The organism is Pseudomonas sp. GD04058, from assembly GCF_029836855.1.
In the GTDB taxonomy this organism is placed as follows: Bacteria; Pseudomonadota; Gammaproteobacteria; order Pseudomonadales; family Pseudomonadaceae; genus Aquipseudomonas; species Aquipseudomonas bharatica.
The window spans coordinates 1-22,053 of sequence record NZ_JAOECN010000059.1; the positions used below are offsets into that span (position 1 = coordinate 1).

Genomic DNA, 22,053 nt, shown 5'->3' on the forward strand with positions numbered 1-22,053 from the left:
TCCATCACATCAAGCCGGTTCATACATTAAAACCTGGAGAAAAAACCAAGCTCACTGAGCTTGTTCTCCTTTGTGCAAACTGCCATCGCCTCGTCCACTCTAAGCGTCCATGGCTGAGCATAGAGCAAATTCGGAATATAATAAATAACGTATAACTCATACGCTTCACTGCAAGCCTGATCAGTTGCCTAAATTAATGATGGCAACCCAAACTACTGCTACCCCACCGTCAGTAGCACCAGTTGAATAGGCCGCTCACGCGGCCCAACCCCACCTCAATCGCCTCCCTCCCGCCCCTCCCCCGCCAACCCACCCAACAACGCCTCCACCAACGCCAACCCAATCTCCAACGAATGATAAGTAGCCCAGGCCAACCCACCCACCGCCCGGTCAACCTGCTCACACACCTGCGTATTCGTCTCGAACGCCGATCTCAGCGTCATGGACAGATGCACCAGCGCATCCTCTATATCCACACCCTCGCACACCGCGAACAGCGGTTTGTGACTGTCATTACAGGCACTGAACTGCGTGTGCACCGTAGCGAGCCGAGGGGGATCTGGAACGATCTTGTTCATTGTGCAACTCCTTGATTAGTGGAGCCGGCACCGTTCGCTACCAAACGAGTGGGTGGCGGCTGTGCGCAGGTTGGTAGACCGGGAATCAAGGAACCCGGCGCGCCCGAGGGCGCCCCACGCACAGCCCCCATGACAGGCAACGGCAGGCACGTACAGCGCTGACCGTTGAGGGGGATTTCGTGCGTCTTGATTTACCCGGGCTACCAAACCCGATCGCTGAAAGACAGCGACCGGCGAAGCGTAGGCACCGTTTCCCAAGAGCGCAACGGCAGAAAAGCCGCCGAAGTATGATTGGGAAATTGCCTACAAGAAAGTCGGAAACGGGGGAAGTTTTGTAGCGCTATGCGACACCTGTAATCCAAACAAGAAGGCCCCGGCATCACTGCCAGGGCCTTCCTGTTTCACCTCATACCATCAAGACGGCAAAACCGCCGCCTGCCCACTCAACGCCAAATCCACCAGCTCCCGGTTAGCCACCGCATACATGGCATAGTCAGTCCCGGTCGCCGCACGGAGGTCGTCGAGCATAGCCCGCCACCGCTCCACCATCACCCGATGCTGCTCCATCCACAACGCCACCCTTGCATCCATATCCTCCGGCGCATCCGCCATCTGCAATACGGAAATCGTAATGGCCCGCTGCTGCAGATCAATATCATCCCGGAACGCTTCCCGGGCCAGCGCCTGCCAGTTGTTTTCCACTGGCAGGTTGCTGATTTCCTGCAGGTACCAGGTGAGATCCAGTGCACTGCCCACCGCGAAGAATGCCTTGGCCACCTGAGCCGGATTCTGCCCGGTGACGTCGGACGCTTCGATGATCGGCAGCAGGGTGTAGAGGTGCGTGGTGCCGGCGACCATCCGGGCCAGCAGTTCCGGTACGCCGGCCTCTACGAAGCCTTGATAGCGGGTTTGCCAGCGTTCGCGGGTCGGGCCTTCGAGGAGTTCGTCGAGCTTGAGGCCCAGTGCGGCAATCTGCGGCCCGAAGTGGGCGACGTCACGGCCCGCGTCCTGTTCGTTGCGGCGGCTGCGCAGGAACCAGCGGGTCGCGCGGCGGCCCAGGCGCATGAGTTCGTCCATCAGGGTGAGCTGCACTTCCGCCGGCACCTGGTAGTCCAGCGCTTCGATCTGCCGGAACCAGTGCGGGAGGTGGAAGATGTCGCGCACGATGACGTAGGCGCCAGCGACGTTGGCCGGGCTCATGCCCGTGGATTCCTTGAGCCGCTGGACGAAGGTGATGCCCATGTTGTTGACCAGGTCGTTGGCGATCTGGGTGCTGACGATTTCGCGTTTCAGCCGGTGGCGACGCATGGCGTCGGCGAATTTGTGCACCAGCGACGGCGGGAAGGCGGTTTCCATGTCGCGGGTGAGGTAGTCGTCATCCGGTACCAGGGATTTGAGCAGCGCTTCCTTGAGGTCGATCTTGCTGTAGGAGATGAGCACCGAGAGCTCGGCGCGGCTGAGGCCCTGGTTGGCGGCGATGCGTTCGGCCAGTTGCTCTTCCGAAGGCAGGAATTCGATGGCGCGATCGAGCTTGCCGCGGCTTTCGAGGTCGGCCATGAGGCGTTTGTATTCGGCAATGCGCTCCTTGGCACGCCGCGCGGCCAGGGACAGGGCCTGGGTTTGCTTGTAGTTGTTGCCGAGGACGAGGGTGGAAACCTCTTCGGTCATGCTGCCGAGCAGCTGGTTGCGCTGCTTCTCGGTCATGTCGCCGGCCTGCACCACTTCGTTGAGCAGGATCTTGATGTTGACCTCGTGGTCGGAGCAGTCCACGCCACCGGCGTTGTCGATGAAGTCGGTGTTGGTGGCGCCGCCGTTGAGGCCGAATTCGACGCGGCCGAGCTGGGTCATGCCGAGGTTGCCGCCCTCGCCCACCACCTTGCAGCGCAGTTCGTTGCCGTTGACGCGCAGGGCGTCGTTGGCCTTGTCGCCGACGTCGGCGTGGCTTTCCTCGCTGGATTTGACGTAGGTGCCGATACCGCCGTTCCAGAGCAGGTCGACCGGGGCCTTGAGCAAGGCGTTGAGCAGTTCGGTCGGGGTGAGTTTGTCGGCTTCGATGGCGAAGCGTTCTTTCATCTGCGGGGTGATGGCGATGCTTTTCGCGCTGCGCGGGAAGATGCCGCCGCCCTCGGACATGATGCTGGTGTCGTAGTCGCTCCAGGCCGAACGCGGCAGGTCGAACAGGCGCTTGCGCTCGGCGAAGCTGGTGGCCGGGTCCGGGTTGGGGTCGATGAAGATGTGCAAGTGGTTGAAGGCCGCGACCAGTTGCAGGGTCTCGGACATGAGCAGGCCGTTGCCGAAGACGTCGCCGGCCATGTCGCCGATGCCGACCACGGTGATGACGTCCTTCTGCACATTGATGCCGCGCTCGCGGAAGTGGCGCTGCACGCCGACCCAGGCGCCACGGGCGGTGATGCCCATTTTCTTGTGGTCGTAGCCGGCCGAGCCGCCGGAGGCGAAGGCGTCGCCGAGCCAGAAGCCATAGTCGATGGCGATGCCGTTGGCGATGTCGGAGAAGGTGGCGGTGCCTTTGTCCGCGGCGACCACCAGGTACGGGTCGTCGTCGTCATGCCGGACCACGTTGGCCGGTGGCACGACGCCGCCGTCCTTGAGGTTGTCGGTGATGTCGAGCAGGCCGGAGATGAAGATGCGGTAGCAGGCGATGCCCTCGGCGGCGATGTCGTCGCGGCTGCCGCCCAGTGGCAGGCGCCGTGGCAGGAAGCCGCCCTTGGCGCCGACCGGGACGATCACCGAGTTCTTCACCTGCTGGGCTTTGACCAGGCCGAGGACTTCGGTGCGGAAGTCTTCCTCGCGGTCCGACCAGCGCAGGCCGCCGCGGGCGACGTTGCCGAAGCGCAGGTGCACGCCTTCGACGCGCGGCGAGTAGACGAAGATTTCGAACTTCGGCACCGGTTTCGGCAGTTCCGGGATCAGCCTGGGGTTGAACTTGAAGCTGAAGTACGACTTGTTCTGGCCGTTGGCGTCGGGCTGGTAGAAGTTGGTGCGCAGGGTGGCCTTGATCAGGTCCAGGTAGCGGCGCAGGATGCGGTCTTCGTTGAGCACCTGGACGTCGTCGAGGGCGCTGAGGATCGCCTGTTCCAGGCGCTGTTGCTTGTCTTCGAGGTCTTCGCTGGTGAGCTTGCGCGCCAGGTAGAAGCGGGTTTTGAACAGCCGGGTCAGCTCGCGGGCGATGTCGGTGTGGTTGTTCAGGGTGCTGGCGATGTAGCCGAGGTCGAAGCCCAGGCGAATCTGCTTGAGGTAGCGGGCGTAGGCGCGCAGCAGGGCGACGTCGCGCCATGGCAGGCCGGCGGTCAGCACCAGGCGGTTGAAGGCGTCGTTTTCCGCATCGCCGTTGACGATGTGGACGAAGGCGTCCTGCAGGGTGTCGTTGAGCTGCTGGATGTCGAGGTTGAGGCCTTCGCTGTAGGTGAAGGCGAAGTCGTGGATCCAGAACTCGCGGCCATTGGTGTGGCGCAGGCGGTACGGGAACTCGCCGAGCACGCGCAGGCCGAGGTTTTCCAGGATCGGCAGCACGTCGGACAGCGCCAGCGGCGTGTCGGCGTGGTACAGCTTGCAGTGCAGGATGTGCTTACCGGTCTGGGTCAGCGGCTGGTAGAAGCTCATCACCAGCGGCTTTTTCTCCGACAGGTTGAGCAGGTGCTGCATGTCGACCACCGCCGAGTGCGCGGCGAAGCGCTCGCGGTAGCCGGCCGGGAAGCCTTTCGGGAAGTCGGCGAGCACGTTGGTGCCCTGGGCTTCGCCGAAGGCTTCGACGGTGAGCGCGGCGTAGTCGTCCTGCCACGAGCGGCAGGCCTGGATCACTTCGTTTTCCAGCTGTTTCGCGTCGATATCGATGCGGTTCTTCGGATCTACCCGCAGGATCAACTGCACGCGGGCCAGTACCGATTCGGAGAAGAAGGTCCAGAACTCGCAGTCGCTGGCCTTGAGGCGCTCCATCAGCACCTGCTGGATCTTCTGCCGCACTTCGGTGGAATAGATGTCACGCGGCACATAGGCCAGGCAGTAGCAGAAGCGGCCGTACGGGTCCTTGCGCAGGAACACGCGGATCTTGTTGCGTTCCTGGATCTGCACGATGGACATCACGGTGTTGAACAGCTCGTCCACCGGGGTCTGGAACAGGTCGTCGCGGGGCAGCACTTCAAGCACCTGGGCCAGTTCCTTGCCCAGGTGGGCCTTGGCGTCGAAGCCGGAACGGCGCTCGACTTCGGCGACCTTGTCGCGAATGTACGGGATCTGATGGACACTTTCGCCATACACCGAGGAGGTGTAGAGGCCCATGAAGCGGCATTCCTTGATCACCTTGCCGCCGGCGTCGAGCTGGCGGATCGACACGTAGTCCGGGTAGGCCGGGCGGTGCACGCGGCTCGGGTGGGCGGCCTTGGCAAAGGACAGCAGCAGCGGCTCGTTCAGGTAGGCGACGGCGTAGTCTTCGATGCGCAGGTCTTCGGCGGTGAGGCCGGCGCGCAGCAGGCGGGTCAGGCCGAGGAAGGACTGCTCGTCATACACCAGCTGGCCGCCCTGGGCGTCGGCCTTGACCACGAATTCCTCGTAGCCGAGGAAGGTGAAGTGGTTGCCCACCAGCCATTCGAGGAAGCTCTTGACCTCGGACTTCTCGCCGGCGACCGCTGGATACGGGGTCTGCTCGACCAGTTCCAGCAGTTGCCGGACCTTGGCCTTCATCGGCTCGAAGTCGGCCACGGCAACGCGCACTTCGGCCAGTACCTGGGTCAGTTCGTGGGCCAGTACGGAGAGCTCGGCGTTGTTGGCGCAGCGGTCGATCTCCAGGTACATCAGCGATTCCTGCAGCACGCCCTCGCCCTGGGTGCCTTTCGGCAGGATTTCCAGCAGTTCGCCGTCCTTGCCGCGGCGCACGCTCAGCACGGTGGTCTGCAGGGTGTGGATGCTGTAGCCGCGGCGGTTCAGTTCGGTACGCACGGAGTCCACGAGGAACGGCAGGTCATGGTGCAGGACTTCCACGGCGGTGTGGGTCGACTGCCAGCCATGACGCTCGTAATCGGGGTTGTAGACGTTGACCTTGGGCTGGGCATGGTCGAAGCGCTCGATGATGCGCCAGGCAGAGAGGGTGCAGCCGACCAGGTCGGACAGGCGCCGCTGGGTGAGTTCGTCCAGAGAGATGATGCCGAAGAATTGCTCGGCGAACAGCGCCACTTGTGGCAGTGCCTGCTCGCTGATGTGCTGCGCCAGGGCGGCTTTCAGTTGGTGCTGGAAGTCGGCTTTGCTGGCTGCGGTGAAAAACGCCATCTGTGGTACTCCGCTTGGGCTTTGTTTTTGAATGAAGCGTCGCGCGTGTCCGCCATATCCCGCATCAACCATAGCCAATGGCGGGCGCGGCGGAGGGAGAAATGAGAAAGAGCGGTGCTGCTGGAACCTGGGTCGTCCGGGACCGTACGGTCATCCTTTGACAACGCAGCTTAACGACAGCCCGCCCGCCGCCGCTTCCGACGCTGCGACATATTCGGACAGGCAGGTGCAGCCGGAGATTCATCCCGGGGGCAAACGCTGGCACACTTGCGTTTCATTTCCTTGATCGAGCTGCACCATGCAACTGACTTCCGCGCTGATCTTCGGCAACGCTTGCGATGACGAAGAAGACAACCTCGCTACCCTCGGCAGTAGCAACACCGATGGGCGCCTGCTCATCCTTAGCCGCTACCCCGATGAAGACGAGGTCGGCCTGATGATCGAGGATGAAAGCGAAGCGTTGCGGGATATCAAGGTGACCCTCAGCGCCACCCGCCTGCTGATCGAGACGGCGCCGGGGGCAACCGAGCTGTTTGGTGGGGATGATGTGCTGGAGATCGATATCGAGAGCGCGTTGGGCGATGACCTGGATGAGATCGAGGCGGTGCTGGAGGTGCTTCTCAAGGGGGTCGGGACCCTGGTCGTCGAGCACTCAGCCTCATAGCCAGGTCTCACTGCGCTTCCTGTAGTGGACCCGCACGCCTGCGGCGACAGGGAAGTCGCGCCACTCATCTGCCCCTTGCCGGGAGTCGCTACGCGCCTGCTGACCAGCTTGAGTCGAGTGACCATCGCCATTGCCTGAGCGAACGAGGCGACCGGCATCCGGCATGGCGTTGGCGACATGGACGGTAATGTACATCCGCGGCTTGAAGATGCCTGGCTGGAAATCCACCGTGACTGCGGCAGGCTCCAGCTTCATGGCCTGCATCAAGTGCCGGGTAGTCTTGCCATTGAGGGTTTCGTCGAAAAACACCCGTTTCAGCTTTTCGGACCCGCTTGCCAGGCCGGCAAGCGCATCCCTTGCCTTGAGGTTGACGACGTTGCTACGCACGATGGTCGAGGGCCGGGGCACCCTGTCCAGGCTACCGTAGACGAGTTCGAGTTGATGAAGCGCCACATCGCTGGCATAGAACGAGCGAGTGTCGGTTTTCTTATAGTTGTGCTCCATCAGCCATTGGTCGGGCTCGTAGGTGTTGGTGAACCGGCTCTCGACATAATTTTGATCGACGTATGTGGAACTCACCGTGTAGCCCTCGACCTCGTGGGTGAAATGCTGACTCACGAATTGCCGGCGCGCCGGCTCTGCAACCACGGCCTGCTTGTCGGCCCCGACCAGCCCATGCCGGTCTTCCCGCGTCACCGGGTTGTTCCGCACCATCGCATAGCGGTTCAGCCCATCCACATCCCCCGCCGGGTCCGGATTGATCCAGCGCGCCAGCCACGGCGCGTAGTAGCGCAGCCCATACTGGTAAAGCCCGCTGCTGTCCCGTTCCCGCCCTGAATAGCGGCGTGTCTTGTAGCCCGCCTCCAGCGCCGAACGCCCCGCCCACCAGGCCGTGCCGCCGAAGGGGTAATAGCCTTCGTGGGTAATGATGCGGGCTTCGCCGTCCAGCTCCAGTGCGCTGCTGTCGTACAGGTCGTTAACACCGTAGCGCCATTGCGGGCCGGCAATGCCCTCGGGCTGGCCTTCGCTCCAGACCAGGCAACGGCAGGATTCGACCTGCAGCACCGCGAAGGCTTCCCCTTGCCGGGTATGCAGTTCCAGGCCGGGCAGATAACGGGTTTCGCCGTGCTGCATGCGCCCGGCCACAAGGCGCGCCGCAACCTTGCGTACGCGCAGGCCATCGCCGCCGTAGCGATACTGTTCCTCATCGTCCTGGGCGTTCGCACGCGTCACCTGGCGCAGAGCAAGCAGTCGGTCGCGGGCACTCCATTGCAGCGGCTGGCCCGGCGCCAGTTCGAGCAGGTTGCCGTTCGGATCGAACCCGGTCGCAGGGTCTGCGGGCGCGGGCAACGCACGGTTGCTGTGCGCCGCCACCTCGAAGGTGCGGGTCCATTGCTGCTGGCCGATATGCCTCAGGGAAACCAGGTTGCCGCTGGCGTCGTAGCCGTAGAACTCGCTGTAATTCAGCAACTGGCTGGTATCCGGCATCAGTTCCGGCAAGTCCGGGCCGGAAACGACGCCCGCCGCCTCGCGTCCGCTGGCCTCGATCAGTTGGCAAAGCGAGTCGTAGAGAAAGGCACAGACCGGGTCGACCCGCTGGTTGGCAAAATGCCGTACGGGCTGGCTGTGATCCTCGATCCGCAGCACATTGCCCCGCGGATCATGCTCGTAGACCAGGTCCTGGAGCATCGAGCGCCCCGGGCGGCTGGCACTGAAGCGCACAAGACGCCCATTGGCCGGATCGTAGTGCGACTGGCTGACCACGCCATTCCCGGCCGTCCGGGATTCGATCTGCAATTGAGCGTTGTAGCGGATATCGGCCTGCACCCGATGCTCCGGGCCGCTTGCGAGATTCACCGTCAGAGCAGACAACTGGCCATTCAACCCGTAGCGGAACACCTGGCGATTACCGCGGGCATCGATCTGCTCGAGCTTTTCCGAGGCGAGCGGGCCATGTACATGGCGGGTGGTTTCACCCTCGCCCGGCTCCAGGGACGGCGCCTGCGACCAGTCCGGCAGTTCGAGCGATTCAAGAAAACAGCGGGTTTCCCCGGATTCTTCAGCGCCCAGGCTGTAGCCGATGACCGTCCGGCTGCCCGCCTCATCGTCATGCCGGAGCAGCCGGCCCCGTCGATTCACATCCTCTTCCGTTGCGTAGATAAAGCGCTCGGCCAGCCGGCCAGCTTCGCGAATCGACAGCGGCCGCAGGCGCTCGTCATAGCCGGTCTGCCAGTGTCCGCCCCGGGTATCCCAGCGCTCCAGCACCTGCCCGGCGTCGCCCGGCAACAGCAATTGCCAGCCGGCATCGCCGCTTTCGTCCAGCAGTGCCCTGCCGGACAGGCTGGTCAACTGCCGCTGGTTCGCCGTGCCCTGCCCCTCGAACAGCCGCGCATCCCACTGCTCGCGCTGCCGGGCAGCGGCATCGAAACGGCTGGCCTGTACCCGCCGCTCGGCCGCTTGCCCCACCTGCGCCCGGTGATAATCCACCCGGCGCACCTCCAGCCCGCGACCGTCGATCACGTTCAGTACCGGGGTGTGGGCATGCACCGAAGGATTCACCGGACGGCTCCAGCAATTCGTTGTAGCGGTTGTACTCCTGCCATTCGCCGGGGCCAACTGGCAGAAATAACAGGTCCGGCCAGTCGCGATGTGTGGCGAGGCTACTGGTCTCATCGCCGGCAACGCCGGTTCCCACAGGGTACGCGTAACATCCTGAATACCGTATTTGATGCCAGAAACCCGCCCTCCCCCCGTAAAAGATTTCCCCCGTACCGTTAGTCGCCGCCCCCCTGGATGGATTAAAGTATCAGCCCCTGTCCGGGCGCTGCATGCCGCCCCGGCGTCACTCCAGGAACCGTCACGATGGAACACCGTGAAGCGCTGATCGCGCTGCGCACCTTTCTTTCCACCCAGATCCTCGGCCAGGAGAAACTGGTCGAGCGTCTGCTGATCGTGCTCCTGGCCGACGGCCATATGCTGGTCGAAGGCGCCCCCGGGCTGGCCAAGACCAAGGCCATCAAGGAACTGGCCGACGGTATCGAGGCGCAGTTCCATCGCATTCAGTTCACCCCCGACCTGCTGCCGGCCGATATCACCGGCACCGAGATCTATCGCCCGGAAACCGGCAGCTTCGTGTTCCAGCAAGGGCCGATCTTCCATAACCTGGTGCTGGCCGACGAGATCAACCGCGCCCCGGCCAAGGTCCAGTCGGCCCTGCTCGAAGCCATGGCCGAGCGCCAGGTCAGCGTGGGCCGCAGCACCTACGAGCTGTCGCCGCTGTTCCTGGTGATGGCCACGCAGAACCCGATCGAGCAGGAAGGCACCTATCCCCTGCCGGAAGCCCAGCTCGACCGCTTCCTGATGCACGTGAAGATCGGCTTCCCCGATGCAGCGGTGGAGCGACGCATCCTGTCGCAGGCCCGCGGTGAAGCACTGAACGGCGAAACCAAGCCCGAGCGCCGGGTCAGCCAGCAGGCGATCTTCGCCGCGCGCAAGGAGATCCTCGGCCTGTACATGGCCGATGCGGTGGAGGAATACCTGGTGCAACTGGTCATGGCCACGCGCAACGGCGCCAAGTACGACGCCGAGCTGGGCGACTGGATCGCCTACGGCGCCAGCCCGCGCGGGTCCATCGCCCTGGACCGCTGCGCGCGCGCCCATGCCTGGCTGGCCGGGCGCGATTTCGTCAGCCCCGAGGATATCCAGGCGGTGCTGTTCGACGTGTTGCGCCACCGCATCATCCTGTCGTTCGAGGCCGAGGCTGCCGGGATCGACCAGGACCGGGTGATCCAGCGCATCCTCGACGTCGTCGCCGTTGCCTGAGCCCATGCCCAGTCAACTGTTGGCCGCCCCCGGCATCCGCATCGGCCTCAGCGAGCTGATCGAGATGCGCCATCGGGTGCGCGAGGTCCGGCTGTTTTCCGCTCCCGGCCAACGCAGCCCGCTGGTCGGCCTGCACCATTCGCGGCTGCGCGGGCGTGGCGTGGATTTCGACCAGGTGCGGGTGTACCAGGCCGGCGACGACGTGCGCAATATCGATTGGCGGGTGACCGCGCGCACCCTGGAGCCGCACACCAAGCTGTTCCACGAGGAGCGCGAGCGGCCGATCTTCATCATGGTCGAGCAGAGCCGGCGGCTGTTCTTCGGCTCCGGGCTGATGTTCAAGTCGGTGCTCGCCGCACAGGCCGCAGCCCTGTTCGGCTGGGCTGCCCTGGGCCATAACGACCGTATCGGCGGGCTGGTGTTCGGCGACAACGAGCACCACGAAATCAAGCCCCGGCGCAGCAAGCAGAGCCTGCTGCAACTGCTCAACCGCCTGGCCCGGGTCAACCAGTCGCTGCATACCGAGGCGGTGCCCCAGGGCGACAACCTCGGCACTGCGCTGCGTCGCGCCCGCGAGGTGCTGCGCCCGGGCAGCCTGGCGATCATCCTGTGCGACGAGCGCGCCCTGAATCCCGGCGTGGAACAGCAACTGAGCCTGCTGTCGCGGCATTGCGACCTGCTCCTGCTGCCGCTGTCCGACCCCCTCGACCACGCCCTGCCCGCCGCCGGCCTGCTGCGCTTCGCCCAGCGCGGCGCGCAACTGGAACTCGATACCCTCGACAGCAACCTGCGCCAGAGCTATCGCCAGCAGAGCGAGGCGCGTATCGAGCGCTGGGAAATGCTCGCGCAAAAGCTGCGGGTAGTGTTGATGCCGCTGAGCACCCAGAGCGAAATGATCGAACAACTGCGCGAATACCTTGACCCTCAACGGGCAGGCAAACCGCGATGAACCCACTGGCGCAACTGCAACCGCTGATCGCCCCGCCCCCTGTTAGCGCCTGGCCGCCAGCGCCGGGCTGGTGGGCCTTGCTGCTGCTCGTGCCGTTGCTGGGCTGGGGCCTGTGGCGCCTGCGTCACTGGCGGCCGCGCAAGGCCAGGGTACCGCGCGCCGAACAGCCGCTGGACCCGATCCGCGTCGCCGCCCTGGCCGAACTGGCGCAACTGCCCAAGCCCTACGACGGCGCCCATGCCGGCGCCTGGCTGCAGCAGATCAACGCCCTGCTCAAGCGCCTGTGCCGCAACCACTACCCGGACAGCCACAGCCATACCCTCAACGGACGCCAATGGCTGGCCTTTCTCGACAACCGCTGCCCGGCTGCCGGGCTGACCCGCTGGATGGTGCTGGTGGAAGGCACCTACAAGCCCGAATGCCGCCTCGACGACAAAGCCATCGCCGGCCTCAACCAGGCGGTCGAAACCTGGATCCGCAAGCATGTTTGAACTGGCCTGGCCGTGGGTCTTCGCCCTGTTGCCGCTGCCCTGGCTGGCGCGCCTGCTGCTACCGGCGGCCGACAGCGGCGAGCCGGTGCTCAAGGTCAGCTTCCTCGACGAACTGGAAGGCCTGGCCGGCCGCCGCGCGCGCCTGAACCTGCCGACCCTGCGCCAGCAGGCCCCCTTCGTGCTGGTCTGGCTCCTGCTGCTGTGCGCCGCGGCCCGCCCGCAGTGGCTGGGCGAACCCTTGCCGGTGGCCGCCAGCGGCCGCGACCTGCTGGTGGCGGTGGACGTCTCCGGTTCCATGGATTACCCGGACATGAGCTGGGACGGCGAAGAGGTCAGCCGCCTGTCGCTGGTCAAGGACCTGCTCGGTGATTTCCTCCAGCAGCGCGAAGGCGACCGCGTCGGCCTGATCCTGTTCGGCAGCCAGGCCTACCTGCAGGCGCCGCTGACCTTCGACCGGCGCACCGTGCGCAATTTCCTCGACGACGCCCAGATCGGCATCGCCGGCAAGAACACCGCCATCGGCGACGCCATCGGCCTGGCGGTCAAGCGCCTGCGCGCGCGCCCGACCGACAGCCGGGTGCTGATCCTGGTGACCGACGGCGCCAACAACGGCGGGCAGATCCACCCGCTCACCGCTGCGCGCCTGGCCGCCCAGGAGAGCATCCGCATCTACACCATCGGCATCGGCGCCAGCGCCGAGGAAAGCGGCACGGCCGGGCAGATCGGCCTGAACCCGAGCCTGGACCTCGACGAAGCCTCGCTGCGCGAGATCGCCCAGATCACCCATGGCGAGTATTTCCGCGCCCGCGACGGTGCCGAGCTGAAAAGCATCGGCGACACCCTCGACCTGCTCGAACCGGTCGAGCAGCAACCCACCCAGGCGCGTACCGCCGAAGCCCTGTATGCCTGGCCGCTGGCCGGGGCGATGCTGCTGAGCCTGGCCCTGGTGATCCGCGAACGCTGGCCCGACCACCTGCTGCAACGGCTGCTCCAGCGCCTGCTGCGCCGCCCGGACTTCCTCCAGCCGCACCCGGAATGGCGCCAGCGGCTCAAGCGCCTGCGTCTGCGGAGGCGTCGATGAGCGAACTCTGGCCGCACTTCATGCGCCCGCTGTGGCTGCTGGCCCTGCCGCTGCTCGGCTGGCTGCTGTGGAAACTCTGGCACCGGCAGAAGCGCGCCGGGCGCTGGCAGATGATCCTGCCGCCGGCGTTCCATGGCGTGCTGCTCGGCGGTGGCAGCGGCCACGACAGCAAGCTGCCGTGGATCGCCCTCGGCCTGGCCTGGATGCTCGGCGTGCTGGCCTTGCTCGGGCCAAGCTGGGAGCGCCTGGAAGAAACCCGCCAGCGCCCCGCCGACCCGCTGGTGATCCTGCTCGAACTGACCCCGGAAATGCTCGCCGAGGACACCCCGCCCACCCGCCTGGAACAGGCCCGGCGCAAGATCCTCGACCTGCTCGAACACCGCCGCGACAGCCAGACCGCGATTGTCGTCTACGCCGGCAGTGCGCATACCCTGGTGCCGCTGTCGGACGACCTCGGCACCAGCCGCAACCTGCTCGAAGCGCTGGAGCCGGGGATCATGCCGCTGGCCGGGCAGCGCGCCGACCTGGCCGTGGGCAAGGCCCTGGCGCTGCTCTCCCAGGCGGGCCTGGGCCAGGGCCGGCTGTTGCTGATTGCCTCGTCGCTGACCGACGCGGAACGCCAGGGCATCGCCCAGGCCCTGGGGCGCAACGGGCCGCCGCTGCTGATGCTCGGCATCGGCAGCGCCGAAGGGGCGCCGGTGCGGCAGGCCAGCGGCGAATTCCTCAAGGATGCCGACGGCGCGATCCTGGTGCCGCGCCTGGACAGCAGCAGCCTCAAGCCCTTCGTCAGCCAGCTCGGCGGCCGCTACCGGCATGCCCGTATCGACGACCTCGACCTGCGCGGCCTGGGCCTGTTCGACCAGCCCCGGGCGCTGAGCAGCGATGGCCAGACCGTGCAACTGGATACCTGGGCCGACCAGGGCTACTGGCTGCTCCTGCCGCTGTTGCTGCTGGCCGCCTGTGCCGGGCGCCGCGGCTGGTTGTTCTGCCTGCCGCTGCTGCTGTGCCTGCCGCAACCCTCCTATGCCTTCGAATTCAACGAACTGTGGCGCCGCCCCGACCAGCAGGGCCAGCACCTGCTGGAACGGCAGCGCCCGGCGGAAGCGGCCAGGCACTTCCAGGACCCGCAATGGAAAGGCTGGGCCCTGTACCAGGCCGGCGACTACGCCGCAGCGGCACGCCAGTTCGCCCTCGACGACAGCGCCGCCGGCCATTACAACCGCGGCAACGCCCTGGCCCTCGGCGGCGAGCTGGAAGCGGCGGTGGATGCCTATGAACAGGCCCTGGAGCGCCAGCCCGACCTGCAACCGGCCTTGACCAACAAGGCCCTGGTCGAGCAACTGCTGGAACAGCGCGAGCAGGAACAGACCCCACCCGCCGAAGAGCCGCAAGCACCGCAGGAGCAGCCGAACGCCCAGCCGCTGCCCGGCGAAAGCAGCGACAACCCACAGCAGAGCAGCAGCGAGCAGGAAACCGCACAACCCGGCGAAGAACCCCAGGAGCAGCAGGATCCGGGCGCCGTACAGGCGCCGCAGAACCCCGCCGGCGATGACGACGAGTCCACCACCCGGCCGCCCCAGCGCCCTACCGGCAATACGCTTGACGCCGAGCAGCGCCAGGCCCTGGAGCAATGGCTGCGGCAGATTCCGGACAATCCATCGCAACTGCTGCGACGCAAATTCTGGTACGAACAGCAACAACTTCAGGAAACCCATCGATGAGCCGCGTCTGCGCCTTCGTCTTCTGTCTTTTCTTCGCCCTGCAGGCCCAGGCCCAGGAGCTGGCCGCCAGTGTCGACCGCAGCCAGTTGAGCACCGCCGAAACCCTGGAGCTGACCTTGGAAATCCGCGATGTCACCCAGTTCGGCAAGCCGGACCTGACGCCGCTGCAAGCGGATTTCGAGGTGCGCGGCACCCGCCAGCTCAACAGCCTCAATACCCTCGACGGGCAGAACGAAGCCACCACGCGCTGGGTGGTGACCCTGATGCCGCGCCGTGCCGGCACCCTGGAAATCCCCGCGCTGAGCCTGGGCGAACTGCACAGCGCGCCGATCCAGTTGCAGGTGCAGGCGGCCGAAGACACCCCGGCGACCCTCCTCGCCCCGGTCTTCATCGAAGCCAGCCTCGACCAGGCCAGCGTCTACGTGCAGGCCCAGGCCGTGCTGACCCTGCGCATCTACCACTCGGTATCGCTGTACGACGACAGCAGCCTCAGCCCGTTGCAAATGGAAGGGGTGAAGATCGAGCCGCTGGGTGAATCGCGCACCTATGAAAAGCTGATCAACGGCATCCGCCACGGCGTGATCGAAATGCGCTACGCCCTGTACCCACAGCAGAGCGGTGCCGTGACCGTCCCCTCGCTGACCTTCAGCGCCACCAGCGCCGGGGCTGACAGCGATAGCCCGAATGCCGCCGGCAATACCCAGGTGCGGGTGGCTTCGCGGGAGCTGCCGTTGCAGGTCAGGCCGATTCCGCCCAGCTACCCGGCCGGCACGCCCTGGCTGCCGGCACGCAGCCTGACCCTGGAAGAACACTGGAGCCCGGACCCGGCGCAGAGTCCGATCCAGATCGGCGACTCCCTGACCCGCAGCGTTTTGCTCAAGGCCGAGGGGCTGTCCAGTACTCAGCTCACGCCCTTGCCGGTCAGCGAAATCGCCGGCCTGCGCCGTTACCCGGACCAGCCGCAACTGCGCAACCAGATCGACGAGCGCGGCCTGATCGGCAGCCGCGAAGAGCGCGAGGCGCTGGTTCCGACCCACAGCGGCAACCTGGAGCTGCCGGCCCTGGAAGTGACGTGGTGGAACACCCGCGAAAACCATCTGGAACACAGCAGCCTGCCGGCGCGCAGCCTAAAGGTGCAGGACAACCCGGCGCTGACCGAAACCCCGGGCCTGACGGCGGACCAGGGCAGCCGCCTGCTCTGGCCATGGCAACTGAGCACGCTGATCCTCGCCCTGACCACCCTGGCCGGCTTCGCCCTGTGGTGGCGGGCGCGCTCGCAGCCGGCAGTGGCCCGGGTGATCCAGGCCGGCCCCAGCCCGCGGACCCTGCTCGACGACCTCAAGCGCGCCTGCCTGGCCAACGACCCCCAGGCCACCCGCCAGGCCCTCGATGCCTGGGCACGCCAGCAACCGCAGACCCTGGCCGACATGGCCGCGCGCTTCGTGCCCTTGTCCGATGCCCTGGACGGGCTGAACAGCGCGCTGTACAGCGAGGCCGGGCAGTATTGGCAAGGCGAGGACCTGTGGAAGGCGATCAGTACCATTCCTGCCGCCGAACAGCCCCAGCCGCCCCAGGGCGAGAACGGCAGCTTGCCGCCGCTTTATCCCAAATAGTTTTCTGTTGTTCTTCAGGGCCTCATCGCTGGCAAGCCAGCTCCCACAGGGTCGGCGCCGGCGGTCCCGGAATGAGGGCCTGCAGATGATTTATTCCAATAGTTTTATGTTGTTCTTGAGGGCCTCATCGCTGGCAAGCCAGCTCCCACAGGGATCGCATGCACCGCGGACCCTGTGGGAGCTGGCTTGCCAGCGATGAGGCCCGCAAGCACACCACATATTTCAGGTACCATTACCGGTTTTCCATCCTGCCCCCGTCACAGGACTATCCATGCGTCTGTTTCACACCTCCGACTGGCATCTGGGGCAAACCCTGCACGGCCAGGAGCGCGATTTCGAACATGCCTGCTTCCTCGACTGGCTGCTCGGCCAGCTGAAGCTGCGCAGCCCCGATGCCCTGCTGATCGCAGGCGACATCTTCGATACCGTGAACCCGCCGGTGAAGGCCCAGGAACAGTTGTACAACTTCATCGTCAAGGCCCACGAGCAACAACCAGCCCTGACCATCGTGATGATCGCCGGCAACCACGATTCCGGTTCGCGCATCGAACTGCCCGGCCCGCTGATGCGCAGCCTGCGCACCCATGCCCTGGGCCGCGTGCAGTGGCTCGACGAAGGCCAGCTCGACAGCGAGCGCCTGCTGGTGCCGCTGACCAACGCCAAGGGCAAGGTCGAGGCCTGGTGCCTGGCCCTGCCCTTCCTGCGCCCGGCCGAAGTCACCGGCCCGCACCTGGGCGAGGATTACTTGCGCGGCATCGGCCAGGTCCACGAGAAACTGATCGCCGCGGCCCTGGAGCGGCGCCAGCCGAAGCAGGCGCTGATCGCCATCAGCCACGCCCATATGGCCGGCGGCTCGGTGTCCGAGGACTCCGAGCGCAGCCTGATCATCGGCAACGCCGAGGCCCTGCCCGCCAGCCTGTTCGGCGCGGACATCGCCTATGTCGCCCTAGGCCATCTGCACAAGCCACAGAAGGTCAATGGCGAGGAGCGCATACGCTACAGCGGCTCGCCGTTGCCGCTGTCGTTCTCGGAAATCAAATACCCGCACCAGATCCTCGAAGTAGAGCTCAAGGGCAACAAGCTGGTCAGCGTCGAAAGCCGCAGCGTGCCGCGCGCCGTGGCGCTGCAGCGGATCGGGCCGGCGCCGCTGGCGGAGATTCTCGAACAGCTCGCCGAGCTGCCGGTGGTCGATCTGCTCGACGACCCGCACCGTCAGCCCTGGCTGGAAGTGCGGGTGCAACTGGATGAACCGCAACCCGACCTGCGCCAGCAGCTGGAAACCGCCCTGCAAGGCAAGGCCGTGCGCCTGGTGCGGATCAGCGCCGAATACGCCGGGCGCATCGGCGCCGATGGCAAGGAAGAAGAGCGCCTGGTGGAACTGGGCCAGTTGCGCCCCCAGGACCTGTTCGCCCGCGCCTGGGAACAGGCCTACGGCAGCGCCGCCGATGACAGCACCCTGGCCGATTTCGCCCTGCTGTTGCAGGAAGTCCAGCAGCAGGAGGAACAGCCATGAAGATCCTCGCCATCCGCCTGAAGAACCTGGCCTCCCTGGCCGGGCCTTTCGAAATCAATTTCACCGCCGAACCCCTGGCCAGTGCCGGCCTGTTCGCCATCACCGGGCCGACCGGCGCCGGCAAGAGTACCCTGCTCGATGCGCTGTGCCTGGCCCTGTTCGGCTCGGTGCCGCGCCTGGAAAACATCGGCCGCGAAACCAAGGTGCCCGATGCCGACGGCGAAATCCTCACCAACGACCCGCGCACCCTGCTGCGTCGCGGTACCGGCAGTTGCTTCGCCGAGGTGGATTTCGTCGGCATCGACGGCCGCCGCTACCGCGCCCGCTGGGAAGCCAACCGCGCCCGCGACAAGGCCACCGGCAAACTGCAGGGCAGCCGCCAGAGCCTGCATGACTTGGACAGCCAGCAACTGCTGAGCAACCAGAGCAAGCGCGAATACGAACAACTGATCGAGTCGCGCCTGGGCCTCAACTTCGCCCAGTTCACCCGTGCGGTGATGCTGGCGCAGAGCGAGTTCAGCGCCTTCCTCAAGGCCGACGACAAGGAACGCAGCGAGCTGCTGGAAAAGCTCACCAACACGGCGATCTATACCCAGCTCGGCCAGCGTGCCTTCATCAAGGCCCGGGACGCTGCCGAGGTCTACAGGTCGCTGGAGCATGAAGCCAGCGGCGTGCTGCCAATGAGCGAAGAAGAACGCGCGGCGCTCGACCAGCGCCTGGCCGAGGCCCAGCAAGCCCTCAAGGCCGGACAGGGCCAGTTGCGCCAGCTCGAACAGCAACGTGCCTGGCTCAACGAGCTGCTGGCCCTGCAGGACCAGCAGCAAGCCGCCGCCCAGGCCCTTGCCAGCGCCCGCCAGGAGTGGGACGCCCTGGCCGCCGAACGCCTGGACCTGAAGCGCCTGGAACAACTGGCGCCGCAGCGTCACCAGTTCGCCCGTCGCCAGGAGGTACTCAACCAGCTCGCCCCGTTGGCCGCCGCGCTGGAACAGCAACGCCGGCAACAAGCGGAACTGGGCGAGCGTCAACTGCGTCTGGAGCAGGAACTCGGCGGCGCCAAGGAGGCGCTGGCACACGCCCTCGCCGTGCAGAGCGAGAGCGCCCCGAACCTGCGCCAGGCCTTCGAGATCCAGCACAACCTGACCCGCCTGGAGCAGGACCTGGCCCGTGAACGCGAGCAGGGCCAACAGGCGCAACACGCCTTCAGTGAAGGCCGCAACCAGCTCGACACCCTGGTCGAGCACCAGCAGCGCCACGAGCAGAGTCTCGCCAGCATCGCCGCCCGGCTTGAGCAGACTGCCGGCCTTGCCGACCTTGGCAGCGCCTGGAATGCCTATCGCGGGCAATTGCAGCAGGTAATGCTCACCGCCAACCGCCTGGGCAAGGGTCGCGACGAGCTGCCGGCCCTGCGCCAGGCCGCCGAGGCCCGGGCACAGGAATGCGCGCAGCTGCGCCAGTCGCTGGATCTGTTGTTCCAGGAAAGTGCCGCCGAGCCGCAAGCCCTCGCCGAACAGATCGCCCTGCTCGGCACCCTGTTGCAGGACAACCGCAAGCTGCAACGCGGCTTCGAAGAACTCGCCCGGCTGTGGAGCCGCCAGCAGGAAATCGAACAGCGCCTGAATGCCCTGCGTGAGCGCCAAACCACGGCCCAGCAGCAGCGCCAGCAACTGATCGCCACCGGCCTGCAGGGCAAGCAGGAGCTGGAGCAAGCGCAACAGGCCCTGACCCTGACCCGCCAGTTACTGGAACGTCAGCGCCTGGCCCGCAATGCCAGCGTCGAGGAGCTGCGCACGCAGTTGCAGGACGACCAGCCCTGCCCGGTCTGCGGCAGCCTGGAGCACCCCTATCACCAGCCGGAAGCCCTGTTGGAAAACCTCGCCCGCCATGAAGAAAGCGAGGAAGCCGCCGCGCAGAAGGTCGTCGACGACCTGTCCCGCAAGCTCGAAGACCTGCGCGTCGAAGTGGGCGGCATCAACCTCCAGCTCAAGGACTCCGTGGTTCAGCAGGAAGAGCTGAACAACCAGCTCCAGGCCCTGGACGCGGACCTGCAGGCCCAGGCCCTGTGGCCGCAACTGTCCGAGCACGACAGCGCCGCCCGCAGCCCCTGGCTGGACCTGCAACTGCGACGCCTCAACGACGATATCGAGCGCGATCAGCAGCGCCAGCAGACCCTGCTGACCCTGCAACAGGACGCCGCCCGTCTTCAGCAGCAGCTGCAAGACGCCAACGAAGCCCACCGCCAGGCCACCTTGCAACTGAACCAGCAGCAGGACGGCCTGAATGCCGACCAGCAGCGCCTGGACCAGGACCTGGCGCAGTTCGAGACCCTGCTGCCCGCAGACGTCTTCGCGGCCCTGCGGGAAACCCCGTCGGAAACCTTCCTCAGCCTCGACCAGCAACTCAGCGACCGCCTGCAACTGCTTGACCAGCAAAAGGACGAGCAGCAGGAACTGGCCGAACGCCTCAAGCAGCGGGAAAGCCTCGAAGCCAAGCAGCAGGAACGCCAGCAGGCGCTGGAGCAGCGCAGCCAGCAACTGTCCGCGCTGGAAACCCAGCAGCAACAGGCACGCCAGGCCCTGACCGCGCTGATCGGCGAGCATGCCGACGCCGATCACTGGCAGCGCGCTCTGGAACAGGCGGTGGAACAGGCCCGCGCCAGCGAGGCGGGCCTGGCCCAGCAGATGCAGGATGCCCGCACCCAGGCCGCCGCCCTGGCCAGCGAACTCAAGGCCCGCGAAGAGCAGCACCAGGCGCTGGACCAGGAACGCCAGCAACTGGACGCCGCCATCGACCAGTGGCGCCAGGCCCATCCCGAGCTGGACGAACAGGGCCTCGACGCCCTGCTCGGCATGGACGACGAACAGGTCGCGCTTTTGCGCCAGCGCCTGCAGTCGGCCGAAAAAGCCGTCGAGCAATGCAGCGTGCGTCTCCAGGAACGTGACGAGCGCCTGCAACAGCACCAGAAGCAGCAGCTCACCGAACAAAGCGTCGAAGAGCTGGACCAGACCCTGCTTGCCAGCCAGCAGCAACTCGACCAGCAAGAGCACCAGTGCGCCGAGCTACGCGCACAGCAAGCCGAGGACCAGCGCCGCCAGCAGGCCAGCCAGAGCCTGGCCGAACGCATCGCCCAGGCCCGCGAGGAATGGCAGCGCTGGGCGCGCCTGAGCGACCTGATCGGTTCGTCCAGCGGCGACACCTTCCGCAAGATCGCCCAGAGCTACAACCTAGACCTGCTGGTGCACCATGCCAACCAGCAACTGCGCCAGCTGGTGAAGCGCTACCGCCTCAAGCGCGGCGGCAGCCAGCTGGGCCTGCTGGTGCTGGACACCGAGATGGGCGACGAACTGCGCTCGGTGCATTCGCTGTCCGGTGGCGAAACCTTCCTGGTTTCCCTGGCGCTGGCGCTGGGCCTGGCGTCGATGGCGTCCAGCACCCTGCGTATCGAATCGCTGTTCATCGACGAAGGCTTCGGCAGCCTCGATCCCGAATCCCTGCAACTGGCCATGGACGCCCTCGACGGCCTGCAGGCCCAGGGGCGCAAGGTCGGCGTGATTTCCCACGTGCAGGAGATGCATGAACGGATCGGCGTGCAGATCCAGGTGCGCCGCCAGGGCAATGGCCTGAGCCATCTTGAGGTGGCGGGATGATCCTCTATTCGTTCCGCCGCTGCCCCTACGCCATGCGCGCACGCCTGGCGCTGCGCTACGCCGGGGTGCCGGTGCACATCGAGGAAGTCAGCCTGAAGGCCAAGCCGGCGCAGATGCTGGCGCTGTCGCCCAAGGGCACGGTGCCGGTGCTCAGCGTCGAGGGACGGGTGCTGGAGGAAAGCCTGGATATCATGCGCTGGGCGCTGGCGCAGCATGATCCGCAGGATTGGCGACTCGATGGCGATCCGCGGATCGATGCGCTGATCGCGCGCAATGACAACGCGTTCAAGCTTCACCTGAACCACTACAAATATGCCGAACGCTACCCGGAGCATTCCCGGGAGCATTATCGGCAGCAGGCGGAAGTGATCCTGGCGGACCTGGAAGGGCTGCTCGGCGAGCAGCCTTACCTGCTCGCCGATCACCCAAGCCTGGCCGATGCCGCCCTGTTGCCGTTTATCCGCCAGTTCGCCGGGGTCGAACCGCAATGGTTCGCCGAGGCGCCCTACCCGAGGCTCAGGGCCTGGTTGCAGGGCTGGCTGGAATCGGAGCTGTTCAAGGCGATCATGGCCAGGTGATCCTCAGGGCCTCATCGCTGGCAAGCCAGCTCCCACAGGGTCGGCGGTACCCACAATACCAGGTGATCTTGAGGGCCTCATCGCTGGCAAGCCAGCTCCCACAGGGTCCGGCGGTGCCC

General features: G+C 65.8%; 14 protein-coding genes. 11 read left to right on the plus strand and 3 right to left on the minus strand.

Annotated elements, in window-relative coordinates:
- The first annotated feature begins 8 nt into the window (after window positions 1–8).
- Window positions 9–155, plus strand: coding sequence for a hypothetical protein (locus N7650_RS26430; protein WP_279900723.1), 147 nt, complete (start codon window positions 9–11; stop codon window positions 153–155).
- A 120-nt stretch (window positions 156–275) separates the two neighbouring features.
- Here N7650_RS26430 and N7650_RS26435 read toward each other — a convergent pair whose 3' ends face one another.
- Together N7650_RS26435 and N7650_RS26440 are read right to left on the minus strand one after the other, a co-directional pair.
- Window positions 276–578: a DUF3077 domain-containing protein gene (locus N7650_RS26435; protein ID WP_279900703.1), complete on the minus strand. Its 303-nt coding sequence runs from the start codon at window positions 576–578 to the stop codon at window positions 276–278.
- A gap of 414 nt (window positions 579–992) precedes the next feature.
- Entirely contained in the window at window positions 993–5,858 is a 4,866-nt protein-coding gene (locus tag N7650_RS26440; RefSeq protein ID WP_279900704.1) for an NAD-glutamate dehydrogenase, read from the minus strand.
- A gap of 298 nt (window positions 5,859–6,156) precedes the next feature.
- Here N7650_RS26440 and N7650_RS26445 point away from each other — a divergent pair, with 298 nt between their 5' ends.
- Window positions 6,157–6,522: a hypothetical protein gene (locus N7650_RS26445; RefSeq protein ID WP_279900710.1), complete on the plus strand. Its 366-nt coding sequence runs from the start codon at window positions 6,157–6,159 to the stop codon at window positions 6,520–6,522.
- Here N7650_RS26445 and N7650_RS26450 read toward each other — a convergent pair.
- Window positions 6,517–9,081 (minus strand): RHS repeat-associated core domain-containing protein, encoded by a 2,565-nt coding sequence (locus tag N7650_RS26450; protein ID WP_279900711.1) that lies wholly within the window; start codon window positions 9,079–9,081, stop codon window positions 6,517–6,519. The two genes, N7650_RS26445 and N7650_RS26450, sit on opposite strands and share 6 nt — an antisense overlap.
- Before the next feature lie 303 nt (window positions 9,082–9,384).
- On the opposite strand from N7650_RS26450, the gene N7650_RS26455 reads away from it, so the two are divergent.
- The 9 genes from N7650_RS26455 (at window position 9,385) to N7650_RS26495 (ending at window position 21,934) form a co-directional block, all read left to right on the plus strand.
- Window positions 9,385–10,344: a MoxR family ATPase gene (locus N7650_RS26455; protein WP_064303528.1), complete on the plus strand. Its 960-nt coding sequence runs from the start codon at window positions 9,385–9,387 to the stop codon at window positions 10,342–10,344.
- Between the two features lie 4 nt (window positions 10,345–10,348).
- A complete protein-coding gene (locus N7650_RS26460) occupies window positions 10,349–11,293 on the plus strand; it encodes a DUF58 domain-containing protein (protein WP_279900712.1) in 945 nt (314 codons plus the stop codon).
- Complete coding sequence (locus tag N7650_RS26465) at window positions 11,290–11,784, plus strand: DUF4381 domain-containing protein (RefSeq protein WP_279900713.1); 495 nt, start codon at window positions 11,290–11,292, stop codon at window positions 11,782–11,784. The genes N7650_RS26460 and N7650_RS26465 overlap by 4 nt, the downstream gene beginning before the upstream one ends.
- Window positions 11,777–12,865: a VWA domain-containing protein gene (locus tag N7650_RS26470; RefSeq protein ID WP_279900714.1), complete on the plus strand. Its 1,089-nt coding sequence runs from the start codon at window positions 11,777–11,779 to the stop codon at window positions 12,863–12,865. The genes N7650_RS26465 and N7650_RS26470 overlap by 8 nt, the downstream gene beginning before the upstream one ends.
- Window positions 12,862–14,586 carry a VWA domain-containing protein gene (locus N7650_RS26475; protein WP_279900715.1) on the plus strand — a complete coding sequence of 575 codons (1,725 nt, stop codon included), beginning with the start codon at window positions 12,862–12,864 and terminating at the stop codon, window positions 14,584–14,586. The genes N7650_RS26470 and N7650_RS26475 overlap by 4 nt, the downstream gene beginning before the upstream one ends.
- A complete protein-coding gene (locus tag N7650_RS26480; protein WP_279900717.1) occupies window positions 14,583–16,199 on the plus strand; it encodes a BatD family protein in 1,617 nt (538 codons plus the stop codon). The genes N7650_RS26475 and N7650_RS26480 overlap by 4 nt, the downstream gene beginning before the upstream one ends.
- 271 nt (window positions 16,200–16,470) lie before the next feature.
- Entirely contained in the window at window positions 16,471–17,712 is a 1,242-nt protein-coding gene (locus N7650_RS26485) for an exonuclease SbcCD subunit D C-terminal domain-containing protein (protein ID WP_009403146.1), read from the plus strand.
- Entirely contained in the window at window positions 17,709–21,356 is a 3,648-nt protein-coding gene (locus N7650_RS26490) for an AAA family ATPase (protein WP_279900720.1), read from the plus strand. The genes N7650_RS26485 and N7650_RS26490 overlap by 4 nt, the downstream gene beginning before the upstream one ends.
- The gene (locus tag N7650_RS26495; protein WP_279900721.1) at window positions 21,353–21,934 is read left to right on the plus strand and encodes a glutathione S-transferase; all 582 of its coding nucleotides are present in this window, start codon (window positions 21,353–21,355) and stop codon (window positions 21,932–21,934) included. Before N7650_RS26490 ends, N7650_RS26495 begins: the two co-directional genes overlap by 4 nt.
- Window positions 21,935–22,053: the final 119 nt, after the last annotated feature.